Genomic DNA, 13,419 nt, shown 5'->3' with positions numbered 1-13,419 from the left:
CGAGGCCACGCCGGGTGCGCCGCGGGATTCCCGTGCGAACAGAAAGGCGCTCACCGCCATGTCAGTGCAGCTCACCCCACATTTCGGGAACGTCCAGGCGCATTACGACCTGTCCGACGACTTCTTCCGCCTGTTCCTGGACACCAGCCAGACCTACAGCTGCGCATACTTCGAACGCGACGGCATGACCCTGCAAGAGGCTCAGCTCGCCAAGGTCGACCTGTCCTTGGGCAAGCTGAATCTCGAGCCCGGAATGACCCTGCTGGACATCGGCTGCGGCTGGGGCGCCACGTTGCGCCGCGCAATAGAGAAGTACGACGTCAACGTCATCGGTCTGACCCTGTCTGAGAACCAGGCCGCTCACGTCCAACGGGAATTCGACAGGATGGACACCCCGCGGTCCCGGCGAGTGCTGCTGGAAGGCTGGGAAAAGTTCCACGAACCCGTCGACCGCATCGTGTCGATCGGCGCCTTCGAGCACTTCGGCCGGCAGCGCTACGCGCGCTTCTTCAAGATGGCCAGCGATGTGCTGCCGCCCGACGGCACCATGATGCTGCACACCATCACCCGCCCCACCTTCAAAGAGGCCAGGGCAAAGGGGCTGCCGCTGACCCACGAGGTCGTGCATTTCAGCCAGTTCATCCTGGCCGAGATTTTCCCCGGCGGCTGGCTGCCGACGATTCAGCTGGTCGAGGAGCACGGTAGCGAGTCGGGTTTCAAGCTGGAGCGAATCCAGTCACTGCAGTCGCACTATGCCCGGACGCTGGAGACGTGGGCAACAACCCTGGAATCCAAGAAGGACGAGGCGGTCTCGATCCAGTCGGAGAAGGTCTACAACCGCTACATGAAGTACCTGACCGGCTGCGCGAAGCTTTTCCGCCAGGGCTACACCGACGTCCACCAGTTCACGCTGCAGAAGTAACCCGCAGCGACTCAGTACGTGTAAAAGCCGCGGCCGGATTTCTTGCCCAGCCGCCCGGCCTCCACCATGCGCAGCAGCAGCGGAGGCGGACCGTAGTGCGGCTCCTTGAACTCTTCGTAGAGCTTGTCCGCGATCAGCTTCAGCGTGTCCAGGCCCACGAGGTCCGACAGCCGTAGCGGTCCCATCGGGTGCGACAGGCCGGCGACGACCGCCTTGTCCACGTCTTCCACCGTCGCGAACCCGGACTCGACCATCCGGATCGCGGACAGCAGGTAGGGCACCAGCAGCGCATTCACCACGAATCCGGACCGGTCGGAGCAGCGCACCACCTGCTTGCCCAGCACCGTGCTGGCGAACTCTTCGGTGCGTGCGGCGGCGGCCTCGTCGGTGACCAGCGTGCTCACCAGTTCGACCAGCGGGAGCACCGGGACCGGGTTGAAGAAGTGCAGTCCCAACACCCGCTGCGGATTCTTGGTGGCCGCGGCGATCTTCATGATCGGGATGCTCGACGTGTTCGACGCCAGCACGGCGTCGGGGTCGGTGATGACGCGGTCGAGTTCGGCGAAGATCTCGCGCTTGACCGATTCCTCCTCGATGACGGCTTCGATCACCAGCTGTCGGTCGGCCATGTCGTTGAGATCGGTGGTGAAGGTGAGCTGACTCAATGCGCGGTCCCGCTCGCGCTCGGTGACCTTGCCGGCACTGACGCCACGCTCGAGCGACTTCACCAATCGGTTGCGCCCAGCGGTGACCAGCGCGTCACTGGTCTCGAACACCGTCACCGAAACCCCGGCACGCACCGAGACTTCGGCGATCCCGGATCCCATCTGCCCGGCTCCCACGACGCCAACCCGCTCAATAGCCACTCTTCACTCCTCCTCATACGCGCGAGCAGACGCAAAAGCACCACTTTTGCGGCACAAAAGGGTGCTTTTGCGTCTGCTCGGCAGACTAGCTCAACCTAACTCAGTGGCTCAGGCTTGCTGGTTCCACTTCGTCTTTCGCGGGCAAGCCCGCTCATCCTCAGTGGCTCAGGCTTGCTGGTTCCACTTCGTCTTTCGCGGGCAAGCCCGCTCATCCTCAGTGGAACTGGCCCTCTTCGGTCGAACCGGACAACGCCGTGGTCGACGAGGTCGGGTCCACCGTGGTGGCGATCCGGTCGAAGTAGCCGGCACCGACCTCGCGCTGGTGCTTGGTGGCGGTGTAGCCACGCTTCTCAGCGGCGAACTCGCGCTCCTGCAGCTCGACGTAGGCGCTCATCTGGTTGCGGGCGTAGCCGTGGGCCAGATCGAACATCGAGTAGTTCAGGGCGTGGAAACCGGCCAGCGTGATGAACTGGAACTTGAAGCCCATCGCACCCAGCTCCTTCTGGAACTTCGCGATGGTGGCGTCGTCGAGGTGCTTCTTCCAGTTGAACGACGGCGAGCAGTTGTACGCCAGCATCTGGTCGGGGAACTCGCTCTTGACGCCCTCGGCGAACCGCTTGGCCAGCTCGAGGTCGGGAGTGCCGGTCTCCATCCAGATCAGGTCGGCGTACGGAGCGTAGGCCTTGGCACGCGCGATGCAGGGCTCAAGACCGTTCTTGATGCGGTAGAAGCCCTCGTTGGTGCGCTCGCCGGTGATGAACGGGCGGTCCCGCTCGTCGACGTCGGAGGTGATCAGCGTGGCGGCCTCGGCGTCGGTACGGGCGATGACGACCGTCGGGACGTCGGCGACGTCGGCCGCAAGCCGGGCCGAGGTCAGGGTGCGGATGTGCTGCTGGGTCGGGATCAGCACCTTGCCGCCCAAGTGGCCACACTTCTTCTCCGAGGCCAGCTGGTCCTCCCAGTGCGAACCGGCGACACCGGCGGCGATCATGGCCTTCTGCAGCTCGTAGACGTTGAGCGCACCACCGAAGCCGGCCTCACCGTCGGCGACGATCGGCGCGAGCCAGTTCTGCACCGAGCGGTCGCCCTCCACCTTGGCGATCTCGTCGGCGCGGAGCAGGGCGTTGTTGATGCGACGGACCACGGCCGGCACCGAGTTCGCCGGGTACAGGCTCTGGTCGGGGTAGGTGTGGCCGGACAGGTTGGCGTCGCCGGCGACCTGCCAACCGGACAGGTAGATGGCCTTGAGGCCGGCGCGGACCTGCTGGACGGCCATGTTGCCGGTCAGCGCGCCCAGCGCGTTGACGAAGTCCATTTCGTGCAGCTGCTCCCACAGCACCTCGGCGCCGCGACGGGCCAGGGTGTACTCCTCGACGACGTGGCCCTGCAAGGCGACGACGTCCTGGGGGGTGTAGGTGCGGGTAACGCCCTTCCAGCGGGGGTTGTGGTCCCAATCGTGCTGGATCTGCTCAGCGCTCTTCGGGGTGCCAACGACAGACATGGACTGCTCCTAACGATCTTTCTCAGACGGAAAAGTTGACGGCCCCGGCGACCAGGACAGCCAGCCAAGTGGAAGCTAGGGACTCAACTTCACTAACGTGCTAACACGACCATGGCACACCCGATTCCTGCAGGTCCACCCCTTTAACTTGCAAATTTCGGCTATGACTTGTGGTCATTTTGCGAACTTTGCGAAGTTGCAAATTTACTTAACCGTTTCAGAAGCTACTCGCCGGTAACCAGAATTCGCAGGTCAGCGGGGGATTTAACGTAACGCTTGTCCGGTTAGAGAGCGAACAGCGCGGCGACGGCTTTCGTCTCGTCGCCGACCGCATATGTGAGCGTTGTAACAGTGCGGTCGACGAGTCCGGGACCGAATTTTTCGGTGGATCCGGCCGGGTGGACGTGGGAGATGATCTCCAGTTTGTCGCCGAGCGCCACCGGGGCCTCGTGCTCGATGGTCACTCGCAGCGGGGCGTCCAGCAGCTCGGTGTGGGACGCCAGGTAGTCCTCGATCACACTCCAATACACGGAGTTGTTCATGTGGTTGAAGAGGTCGATATCGGTCACCCGGACCGGGAACTCGTGAATTTCCGCCGCGTCGTCGCGGCTGCCCGGTTTGAGATAGCCCTTCCAGCGCAGCCGGTTCACCGAGGTCGTCTTGTGCAGGCCGGCGAGGAAGTCGTCCGCGATGCGCGCCGGCATCTCGGTTTCCTTGTTGACGTGAATCCAGAAGGCTTCGGACTCGATGAGGCCGCCCTTGCGACCGTCGACGCGAACCCGCATCTCACACCACCGGTTGGAGGTGCCCGAACACCATCGCCGGCAGCGCAGCATGTCCCCGAATTCGATCGGCCGAATGAGGTCCACCATGGTCCGGCGCACGATCCAAAGGGGATGGGTCTCCTCGAAGCCCATCTCGCGCAATTGGTCCTGGCCGATGTCCTGGATGTGCCTGCATGCGGCGTCCAGCCGCAGTCGGCCCGTTCGGTCGATGTCGGCGACCCGCAGTGGCCATTCGCGATCGAAAACGTCGGGGTGACCGTCAGGCACGGGCATCAACACTTTGTCCAGGCTCACGGTGCTACTCCCCATTTCCTCCTACGTACCCCAGGCTTCTTCCGGGACCTTCGAAGCGAATCATGCCAACGCCCTCACTGAATTACCAACTGCCCACCGGGCCGCCAGGCTCTGCCAAGTCTGCTAACCCAACCTTCACAAACCCGCGTACGCTGGCGAAATGTCCAAGACTTACGTTGGTTCGCGGGTTCGCCAACTGCGCAACGAGCGTGGATTCAGCCAGGCCGCCCTGGCGCAGATGTTGGAGATCTCCCCGAGTTACCTCAATCAAATCGAGCATGATGTCCGACCGTTGACGGTGGCCGTGCTGCTGCGCATCACCGAACTGTTCGGCGTGGACGCCACCTTCTTCGCCTCCCAGGACGACACCCGGCTGGTCGCGGAGCTCCGGGAAGTAACCATGGACCGCGACCTGGACATCGACATCGAGCCGCACGAGATCGCCGAGCTGGTCGGCGCCCATCCGAGCATGGCCCGGGCAATGGTGAACCTGCACCGTCGCTACCGGATCACCACCGCCCAGCTGGCCGCGGCCACCGAGGAGCGCTACTCCGACGGCAGCGGCACCGGGTCGATCACCATGCCGCATGAGGAGGTGCGGGACTACTTCTACCAACGCCAGAACTACCTACATGAGCTGGACACCGCCGCCGAGGACCTGACGACAAAGATGCGGATGCATCACGGCGACCTGGCCCGGGAGTTGCCGCGCCGTCTCGCCGAGGTGCATGGCGTCCGGATCAACCGGCGGATCGATCTGGGCGACACCGTCCTGCACCGGTACGACCCCGGGACCAAGACCCTGGAAATCAGCAACCACCTGTCCCTGGGTCAGCAGGTCTTCAAGATGGCCGCCGAGTTGGCCTACCTCGAATTCGGCGATCTGATCGACACCATGGTCGCCGAGGGGAAGTTCACCAGCGAGGAATCGGTCAAACTGGCCCGGCTCGGCTTGGCCAACTACTTCGCCGCGGCCGCGGTGCTGCCCTACCGCCAGTTCCATGACGTGGCGGAGAATTTCCGCTACGACGTCGAGCGCCTGTCGGCGTTCTATTCGGTCAGCTACGAGACGATCGCGCACCGGCTTTCCACCCTGCAGCGGCCGTCGATGCGCGGTGTCCCGTTCTCCTTCATCCGGGTCGACCGGGCCGGAAACATGTCAAAACGTCAGTCGGCCACCGGATTTCATTTTTCGTCCAGTGGCGGCACCTGCCCACTGTGGAACGTCTACGAAACGTTCGCCAACCCCGGGAAGATTTTGGTGCAGATCGCCCAGATGCCCGATGGCCGCAACTACATGTGGGTGGCTCGCACTGTAGAACGGCGCGCCGCCCGGTATGGTCAGCCCGGTAAAACCTTTGCGATCGGGTTGGGCTGCGAACTTCGGCACGCGCACCGGCTCGTCTATTCGGAAGGACTCGACTTGTCCGGCGAGAACCTTGCAGCGACGCCGATCGGAGCAGGTTGCCGGGTCTGCGAGCGTGACAACTGTCCGCAGCGCGCCTTCCCAGCGCTGGGCCGCGCCCTCGATCTCGACGAGCACCGCAGCACCGTCTCCCCTTACCTGGTGAAGCAATCGTGACCGACTCGTTCGAGGTGACCCGAATCCCGTCGGGCAAGTTCCGCCAACTGGGTCCGGTCAACTGGGTGTTGGCCAAGCTGGGCGCGCGCACGGTGCGGGCGCCGGAGATGCATCTGTTCACCACGCTCGGGTACCGGCAGTCGCTGTTCTGGGCGTGGCTGCTTTATGGCGCACGGCTGTTGCGGGGACGGCTGCCCAAGATTGACACCGAGTTGGTGATCCTGCGGGTGGGTCACCTGCGCTCCTGCGAATACGAGTTGCAGCACCATCGGAAGATGGCCCGGAAGGCGGGTCTAGATGCGCAGACGCAGGCCGCGATCTTCGCCTGGCCGGGCGCACCGGATACCGACGGCCCCCGAAAAGTCTTGAGCGCCCGTCAGCAGGCGCTGCTGACCGCTACCGACGAATTGATCAAAGACCGGTCGATCACCCCGGACACCTGGCAGCAGTTGGCGACGCACCTCAACCGTCCCCGGTTGATCGAATTCTGCATGCTGGCAACCCATTACGACTCGTTGGCCGCTACCATCACCGCGTTGCAGATCCCGCTGGACAATCCTCGTTAGCCGCGTCGTCAGCGGTTACAGGTGCAGTTCGGCCAATAACGCCAGCGAGAGCACGACGGGCGGAATCGGCAGCGTGAACGCGAACAGCGACCAGCCGTACTTGCGGCGCCAGCGCATGAGCAGACCCACGAAGACCGCGCCGACGGCCAGCGCCCCGGACAGCAACAGCACCAGCACGCTCCACGTGCTCACCATGGCGAAGTCGTCCGCAATGGTGATCGCGATCAACCAGAGCGAGTAACCGGCGGTCAACCCGCCGATCGCGCCGACAACCTTTCCGGCGGTACTTCCGGTGGCCTGTGGTGCCCGGGTCGGCATGCTCAGAAGTTGATCATGTGGCCGATGAGGCCGTGGAAGCACTCCTGCAGCGCCTCGGACATCGTCGGGTGGGTGTGCACGTTGCGCGCCAGTTCATTCGCCGTGAGGTCCCACTTCTGGGCCAGCGTCAGTTCCGGCAGCAGTTCCGACACGTCGTGACCGACCAGGTGACCGCCGATGAGTTCGCCGTACTTGGCGTCGGCGATCAGCTTGACGAAGCCGCTGGGGTCGCCCACGCCGTGCGCTTTGGCGTTGGCGGTGAACGGGAACTTGGCCACCACGACGTCGTAGCCTTCGTCGCGGGCCTGCTCTTCGGTGAGCCCGAAACTGGCGACGTTGGGCTGGCAGAACGTCGCGCGCGGCATCATGCGGTAGTCGCCGAGCGCCAAAGTCTCGGCGCCCGCGATGGTTTCGGCCGCCACCACGCCCTGGGCCTCGGCCACGTGGGCCAGTTGCAGCTTGGCGGTGACGTCGCCGATCGCGTAGATGTGCGGAACGCTGGTCTGCATGTAGTCGGTGATGCCGATCGCCTTGCGGTCGGTCAGCGCGACACCGGCCTTGTCCAACCCGTAGCCCTCAACGTTGGGCGCAAACCCGATGGCCTGCAACACCTTTTCGGCCTTGAGTTCGTCAGACTTGCCGTCCTTGCTGACGGCGACGGTGACGTCCGATCCGTTGTCCGTGATGGACTCGACCTTGGTGCCGGTGAGGATCTTGACGCCGAGTTTCTTGAACTGCTTCTCGATCTCCTTGGAGGCGTCGGCGTCTTCGTTGGGCAAAGCCCGCGGCAGGAACTCCACGATGGTGACGTCGACGCCGTAGTTCTTCAGCACGTAGCCGAACTCCATGCCGATGGCGCCGGCTCCCGCGATGATGATCGACTTCGGCAGCTCCCGGGTCAGGATCAGCTTTTCGTAGGTGACCACGTTCTCCGACAACGACGTACCGGGCACCAACCGGGTGCTGCTGCCGGTGGCGATGATGGCGTTGTCGAAGGTGACCTCTTGCGTTCCGCCCTCGTTCAGATCGACCGACAACGTGTTGGCGTTGGTGAACTTGCCGTAGCCGTGGATCTCGGTGATCTTGTTCTTCTTCATCAGGAAGTGCACGCCGGCCACCCGGCCCTCGGCCACTTTGCGGCTGCGGTCGAATGCAACGCCGAAGTCGAAGGTGGCCTCACCGCTGATGCCGAATACCTTGGCTTCCTTGGTGAAGATGTGGGCGAGTTCGGCGTTGCGCAACAACGCCTTCGACGGAATGCAGCCGACGTTGAGGCAAACTCCACCCCAGTACTTCGGCTCCACGATTGCGGTGTTCAGACCGAGCTGCGCGGCGCGAATCGCCGCCACATACCCGCCGGGACCTGCTCCGAGAACGACGACGTCATAGTGGGTCACGCGCACTACCCTAGTAAGGAAGCACGCCAATTAAACAGCGGGCCACGTGCTCGCAATAGTAAGAGCCGTAAAGCGGCGCGGCGGCGGCAACCGAAGCGAACGGCCCCGTGAGCACGCCCAGCGACAGCGCGGTCAGCAGTGGCCTGCCGGACACCATCGACAGCAGCGTGGCACCGAGCCAGCACGCGACGACATAGACCAGCACGACGAACACCGGCGCCGTCTTGTCGAGGGTGTTGAACCACCAGTAGAACAGGCCCAGCCCGATCAGCGCCGCAGGTACCCACGCGGCGAAGATCACCAGCAGCAGCTTCCACCACTTCACGTACTGGTACCGGCCGGGCACGCTGACCGGCGCCGCGGGAACCTCGGCCACCGGCACGTCGGACTTGTCCTCGTCGGCCGCGGCGCCGTTGACCGCTGCGGATTTCTCGTCGGGCTTCTCGTCGGGTTTGGCTGGTGCCGGTTCGGCGAGTCCGGGGATCGGTTGCGAACCCGTGTCGTCGTCGAAATCCGGTACGAACGGAGCGGTCCCCGGGCTGGTGTCGTTCTCTTTCTCGTCCGCGTGTCGAACCTGATTGTCAGCCATGGGAAACCACCTGAACTGCGACGAGCACCCCCAACCAGCCCGGCGCCAACGCGAGGATGAACGCACCCAGCATGGTCACCCAGCGCCGCCCGGAGAGCAGGATCGCCGTCAACCCAATCACGGTGGGAATGCCCACCACCAGCGCAATCACCACGTCCGGACGCATCCGGGCGTGCACCAACAAGCTCATGGCCACGCCGGCCAACTGTCCGACCGCAATCCCGACCAGCATGGCGCTGGTCAACAACCGCGGCCGCGGAAGGGGAATCACGCTGTACGACCTTACTGAGTCACGCCTCAGGGATCGGGCACATTTCCGGCGCGTCCCCGGTCACAACATGGCCTCTTACCGACGGCCGCTCGCCGCGCTCGTAGTCCGCTCCGGTAATCACCTTGGCGGCCTGCAATTGCGCCTTCTCCTCGTCGGTGTAGACCCGGCCGCGGCTGAGGAAGCGCATACCCTCCGGCGCCTCCAGGCTGAACCCGCCGCCTCGGCCCGGCACCACGTCGATGATCAGCTGGGTGTGCTTCCACGTCTCGTACTGCGGACCCGAAATCCACACCGGCACGCCGTCATCACCCTGCGGTCCGGGCACGTCGAGTAGGGCCAACAGCACATCGCGATCACCGACCAGGAAGTCGCCGAGTGGGTAACACATCGGCGATGACCCGTCGCAGCAGCCGCCTGACTGGTGGAACATCACCGGACCGTGCGTGTCTTGGAGCCGGGTCAGCAGCGCCGCGGCATCGGCGGTGATGAGCGCACCGGGGATCATCAGAAGAAGCCGAGCGCCTTGTCGGAGTAGGACACCATCAGGTTCTTGGTCTGCTGGTAGTGCTGGAGCGCCATCTTGTGGCCCTCCCGGCCGAAGCCGGACTGCTTGTAGCCGCCGAACGCCGCGTGCGTCGGATAGACGTGGTAGCAGTTGACCCATACCCGGCCGGCCTTGATGTCGCGGCCGGCCCGGTAGGCGGTGTTGCCGTCGCGGCTCCACACACCCGCGCCCAGGCCGTAGAGGGTGTCGTTGGCGATCCCCAACGCGTCGTCGTAGTCGTTAAACGGCGTCACCGCCACGACAGGCCCGAAAATCTCCTCCTGGAAGATCCGCATCTTGTTGTGACCGGTGAAGATCGTCGGCTGCATGTAGAACCCGCCGGACAGGTCGCCGCCCAAGTCCGCGCGCTCGCCGCCGGTGATGATCTTCGCGCCTTCGCCTTTGCCGATCTCGATGTAGGACAAGATCTTTTCCAGCTGGTCGTTGGAGACCTGGGAACCCAGCATCGTCTCGGAGTCCAGCGGGTCGCCCTGCCGGACGGCCTTGGTGCGGATCGCTGCCAGTTCCAGGAACTCGTCGTGGATGTCGGACTGGATCAGGCTGCGCGACGGGCAGGTGCACACCTCGCCCTGGTTGAGGGCGAACAGGGTAAAGCCCTCCAGCGCCTTGTCCTGGAAGTTGTCGTTGGCGGCCATCACGTCGGAGAAGAAGATGTTGGGGCTCTTGCCGCCGAGTTCCAACGTGACCGGGATCAGGTTCTGCGAGGCGTACTGCATGATCAGGCGCCCGGTGGTGGTCTCGCCGGTGAACGCGACCTTGGCGATCCGGTTACTCGAGGCCAACGGTTTGCCGGCCTCCGCGCCGAACCCGTTGACGACGTTCAGCACGCCGGGCGGCAACAGGTCACCGATCAACGAGAGCAGGTACAGGATCGATGCCGGGGTCTGCTCGGCCGGCTTGAGTACCACCGCGTTGCCGGCCGCCAGCGCCGGCGCCAACTTCCACGCCCCCATCAGGATCGGGAAGTTCCACGGGATGATCTGTCCGACCACCCCGAGCGGCTCGTGGAAGTGGTAGGCGACGGTGTCCTCGTCGATCTGCGACAACGATCCTTCCTGCGCGCGGATCGCGGCGGCGAAATACCGGAAATGATCGGCCGCGAGCGGGATGTCGGCGGCCAGCGCCTCCCGGATCGGTTTGCCGTTGTCCCACACCTCGGCCACCGCCAGCGCGGCGGTGTTCTCGTCGATGCGGTCCGCGATCTTGTTCAGAATCGCGGCGCGCTCGGCGGGCGAGGTCTTTCCCCAGGCCGGCGCCGCGGCGTGCGCCGCGTCGAGCGCCTTCTCGATGTCGGTTTCATCCGACCGGGGGATTTCGCAGAACGGCTGGCCGGTAACCGGCGTGATGTTGTCGAAGTAGCGGCCTTTCGCCGGCGCGACCCACTCGCCCCCGATGAAGTTTCCGTACCGGGATTCGTATGACATAAGCGATCCGGCAGCGCCCGGACGGGCAAAGACAGGCATGTGCTCGGCTCCTTTTTCGTTCATGTAATACAACTCACATTACCGCCGGGGCCAGAATGGCTTCCATGACACCCGAGGCAAAACCCGAGGCGATTTCGGCGACTCACGACCCTTACCTGTGGCTTGAAGACGTCGACGGGGAGGAGGCCCTGGATTGGGTGCGCGCACGCAACGAGGCGACCCAGGCAGAATTCTGCGACGCGACCTTCGAAGAGATGCGCACCCAGGCGCTCGAAGTGCTCGACACGGACGCCCGGATCCCGTACGTGCGCCGCCGCGGCGAGTTTCTCTACAACTTCTGGCGCGACGCCGATAACCCACGCGGACTCTGGCGACGCACCACGATGGAGAGCTACCGCACCGAAACACCCGAGTGGGAAGTCCTCATCGATGTTGATGAGTTGGGCCGAACGGACAACACGAAGTGGGTGTGGGCGGGGGCCGACGTCATCGAACCCGAACTCACCCGCGCCCTGGTCAGTCTCTCCCGGGGCGGTTCGGATGCCGTGGTCGTGCGTGAATTCAACATGCTGACGGGCGAATTCGTGTCGGACGGGTTTGAGCTGCCAGAGGCCAAGACGCAGATCTCCTGGGAGGACCTCGACACGGTCCTGGTGGGCACCGATTTCGGCCCCGACTCCATGACTGACTCCGGTTATCCGCGGATCGTCAAGCGGTGGCGCCGCGGCACACCACTGGCCGACGCCGAGACGCTGTACGAGGGCGAGCGCACCGACGTCAGCGTGTCGGGTTACCGGGACCGGACACCAGGTTTCGAACGCACCTTCGTCGGACGTTCCGTCGACTTCTGGAACCGGATTCGGTACGAGCTGCAGGGTTCCGAACTGATTCCGATCGACGTTCCGACCGACGCCAGCAGCGTCTCCACCCACCGCGAATGGTTGTTGATCGAACTGCGCACCGACTGGACGGTCAACTCGACCACGTACCGGGCCGGCACCCTGCTCGCCGCAAATTACGACGAATTCCTCAGCGGCACAAGGGACTTACAGGTTGTCTTCGAACCCGACGAGCACACCTGCCTGTACCACTACGCCTGGACGCGAGACCGGTTGCTGCTGGTCTCACTGGCCGATGTGGCAAGCCAGGTCGAGATCGTCACGCCGGGCAGCTGGCAGCGCGAACCGGTTGCCGGAATCCCGGCCTCAACCAACACCGTCATCGTCGCGGCCGACGACCTCGGGGACGAATTCTTCCTCGATTCCAGCGGATTCGACACACCGTCTCGCCTGCTGCGCGGCGCTGGGGGCAGCGAACTCGAGCCGATCAAGTCCGCTCCGGCCTTTTTCGACGCCGAAAACATCACCGTGTCACAGCATTTCGTGAAGTCAGCGGATGGCACCTCGATTCCGTATTTCGTGGTGCGGCCGAGCGCATCCGACGGGCCGGGTCCGACGCTGCTCTACGGATACGGCGGTTTCGAAACGTCCAATACCCCGAGTTACGGCGGCGTGCTGGGACGGCTGTGGTTGGCCCGCGGCGGCACCTACGTGCTGGCCAACATCCGCGGCGGTGGCGAATACGGACCCAGTTGGCACACCCAGGCGATGCGGGAAGGCCGGCACAAGGTGGCCGAAGACTTCGTCGCGGTGGCCGAGGATCTGGTACGCCGCGGCATCACCACCGTCGAACAGCTTGGCGCGCAAGGCGGCAGCAACGGCGGGCTGCTGATGGGCATCATGTTGACCAAGTATCCGGAGAATTTCGGCGCGCTGGTCTGCAGCGTGCCGCTGCTGGACATGAAGCGCTACCACCTGCTGCTGGCCGGCGCCTCGTGGGTCGCCGAGTACGGCGACCCGGACAATCCGGACGACTGGGCGTTCATCTCCGAATACTCGCCGTACCAGAACATCTCGTCAGATCGGAAGTATCCGCCGGTGCTTATGACCACCTCCACCCGCGACGACCGGGTGCATCCCGGGCATGCCCGCAAGATGACGGCCGCGCTGGAGGCCGCCGGCCACCCGGTCTGGTACTACGAGAACATCGAGGGCGGACACGGGGGCGCGGCCGACAACGAGCAGGCGGCGTTCAAGATGGCGCTGACCTACTCGTTCCTGTGGCGGACCCTGGGGAGTTAGCGGTTTGACGGCAAGCGCCGGCTTGCTCGCCTTGCTCGCCGGCTTGCTCGCCTTGCTCTCGCCGGCTTGCTCGCCGAACGTAAGGCCTATGGCCCTCCCCCCGCGACCGCGGGGACTTCACCCGCACACTCGACGTACACCCCACAGCCAGCGCCCACACCTTCCTCGCCGAACGTGAGGCCTCTGGCCCTCCCACCG

Annotated in this window: 13 protein-coding genes; 4 read left to right on the top strand and 9 right to left on the bottom strand. The window is 64.4% G+C overall.

Features of this window, described 5'->3' with window-relative positions; all coding sequences use genetic code 11:
* The first annotated feature begins 58 nt into the window (after window positions 1–58).
* Window positions 59–922, top strand: coding sequence for a cyclopropane mycolic acid synthase family methyltransferase (locus G6N68_RS01690; protein ID WP_163707049.1), 864 nt, complete (start codon window positions 59–61; stop codon window positions 920–922).
* Window positions 923–933: 11 nt separating this feature from the next.
* Here the strand turns inward: G6N68_RS01690 and G6N68_RS01685 are convergent, their stop codons facing one another.
* The 3 genes from G6N68_RS01685 to G6N68_RS01675 form a co-directional block, all read right to left on the bottom strand.
* Window positions 934–1,788: a 3-hydroxybutyryl-CoA dehydrogenase gene (locus G6N68_RS01685; RefSeq protein ID WP_163707046.1), complete on the bottom strand. Its 855-nt coding sequence runs from the start codon at window positions 1,786–1,788 to the stop codon at window positions 934–936.
* Window positions 1,789–2,002: 214 nt separating this feature from the next.
* Entirely contained in the window at window positions 2,003–3,289 is a 1,287-nt protein-coding gene (gene aceA, locus G6N68_RS01680; RefSeq protein ID WP_163707043.1) for an isocitrate lyase, read from the bottom strand.
* A 284-nt stretch (window positions 3,290–3,573) separates the two neighbouring features.
* Complete coding sequence (locus G6N68_RS01675; protein ID WP_163707038.1) at window positions 3,574–4,368, bottom strand: acyl-[acyl-carrier-protein] thioesterase; 795 nt, start codon at window positions 4,366–4,368, stop codon at window positions 3,574–3,576.
* 160 nt (window positions 4,369–4,528) lie between these two features.
* On the opposite strand from G6N68_RS01675, the gene ramB reads away from it, so the two are divergent.
* Window positions 4,529–5,950, top strand: a complete 1,422-nt coding sequence (gene ramB / locus G6N68_RS01670) for an acetate metabolism transcriptional regulator RamB (RefSeq protein ID WP_163707035.1) — start codon at window positions 4,529–4,531, stop codon at window positions 5,948–5,950.
* Window positions 5,944–6,516, top strand: a complete 573-nt coding sequence (locus tag G6N68_RS01665) for a carboxymuconolactone decarboxylase family protein (protein WP_163718009.1) — start codon at window positions 5,944–5,946, stop codon at window positions 6,514–6,516. The genes ramB and G6N68_RS01665 overlap by 7 nt, the downstream gene beginning before the upstream one ends.
* Before the next feature lie 15 nt (window positions 6,517–6,531).
* On the opposite strand, the gene G6N68_RS01660 is transcribed toward G6N68_RS01665, so the two are convergent.
* The 6 genes from G6N68_RS01660 to exaC are packed head-to-tail and all read right to left on the bottom strand — an operon-like array spanning window position 6,532 to window position 11,119.
* Window positions 6,532–6,834 carry a hypothetical protein gene (locus tag G6N68_RS01660; RefSeq protein ID WP_163707032.1) on the bottom strand — a complete coding sequence of 101 codons (303 nt, stop codon included), beginning with the start codon at window positions 6,832–6,834 and terminating at the stop codon, window positions 6,532–6,534.
* A gap of 2 nt (window positions 6,835–6,836) precedes the next feature.
* On the bottom strand, window positions 6,837–8,231 hold the full coding sequence (gene lpdA, locus G6N68_RS01655; protein WP_163707029.1) for a dihydrolipoyl dehydrogenase: 1,395 nt from the start codon (window positions 8,229–8,231) through the stop codon (window positions 6,837–6,839).
* 10 nt (window positions 8,232–8,241) lie between these two features.
* Window positions 8,242–8,820 (bottom strand): hypothetical protein, encoded by a 579-nt coding sequence (locus G6N68_RS01650; protein WP_163707024.1) that lies wholly within the window; start codon window positions 8,818–8,820, stop codon window positions 8,242–8,244.
* A complete protein-coding gene (locus G6N68_RS01645) occupies window positions 8,813–9,091 on the bottom strand; it encodes a putative holin (protein ID WP_205351211.1) in 279 nt (92 codons plus the stop codon). Before G6N68_RS01645 ends, G6N68_RS01650 begins: the two co-directional genes overlap by 8 nt.
* Before the next feature lie 19 nt (window positions 9,092–9,110).
* Window positions 9,111–9,596 (bottom strand): DUF779 domain-containing protein, encoded by a 486-nt coding sequence (locus G6N68_RS01640; RefSeq protein ID WP_163707021.1) that lies wholly within the window; start codon window positions 9,594–9,596, stop codon window positions 9,111–9,113.
* Window positions 9,596–11,119, bottom strand: a complete 1,524-nt coding sequence (gene exaC, locus G6N68_RS01635) for an acetaldehyde dehydrogenase ExaC (protein WP_163707018.1) — start codon at window positions 11,117–11,119, stop codon at window positions 9,596–9,598. Before exaC ends, G6N68_RS01640 begins: the two co-directional genes overlap by 1 nt.
* A 65-nt stretch (window positions 11,120–11,184) precedes the next feature.
* Between exaC and G6N68_RS01630 the strand changes: the two genes are divergently transcribed.
* The gene (locus G6N68_RS01630) at window positions 11,185–13,221 is read left to right on the top strand and encodes a prolyl oligopeptidase family serine peptidase (RefSeq protein ID WP_205351210.1); all 2,037 of its coding nucleotides are present in this window, start codon (window positions 11,185–11,187) and stop codon (window positions 13,219–13,221) included.
* Window positions 13,222–13,419: the final 198 nt, after the last annotated feature.

The sequence above is a fragment of the Mycobacterium bourgelatii genome, assembly GCF_010723575.1.
Taxonomy (GTDB): Bacteria; Actinomycetota; Actinomycetes; order Mycobacteriales; family Mycobacteriaceae; genus Mycobacterium; species Mycobacterium bourgelatii.
The sequence above is the reverse complement of the archived record's forward strand: the minus strand, read 5'-3'. Positions and strand labels throughout refer to the sequence as shown.

Coding starts and splice junctions, on each gene's coding strand:
- G6N68_RS01690 (WP_163707049.1), top strand. CDS start 59: ATGTCAGTGCAGCTCACCCCACATTTCGGGAACGTCCAGGCGCATTAC.
- aceA (WP_163707043.1), bottom strand. CDS start 3,289: ATGTCTGTCGTTGGCACCCCGAAGAGCGCTGAGCAGATCCAGCACGAT.
- ramB (WP_163707035.1), top strand. CDS start 4,529: ATGTCCAAGACTTACGTTGGTTCGCGGGTTCGCCAACTGCGCAACGAG.
- G6N68_RS01660 (WP_163707032.1), bottom strand. CDS start 6,834: ATGCCGACCCGGGCACCACAGGCCACCGGAAGTACCGCCGGAAAGGTT.
- G6N68_RS01650 (WP_163707024.1), bottom strand. CDS start 8,820: ATGGCTGACAATCAGGTTCGACACGCGGACGAGAAAGAGAACGACACC.
- G6N68_RS01640 (WP_163707021.1), bottom strand. CDS start 9,596: ATGATCCCCGGTGCGCTCATCACCGCCGATGCCGCGGCGCTGCTGACC.
- exaC (WP_163707018.1), bottom strand. CDS start 11,119: ATGCCTGTCTTTGCCCGTCCGGGCGCTGCCGGATCGCTTATGTCATAC.
- G6N68_RS01630 (WP_205351210.1), top strand. CDS start 11,185: ATGACACCCGAGGCAAAACCCGAGGCGATTTCGGCGACTCACGACCCT.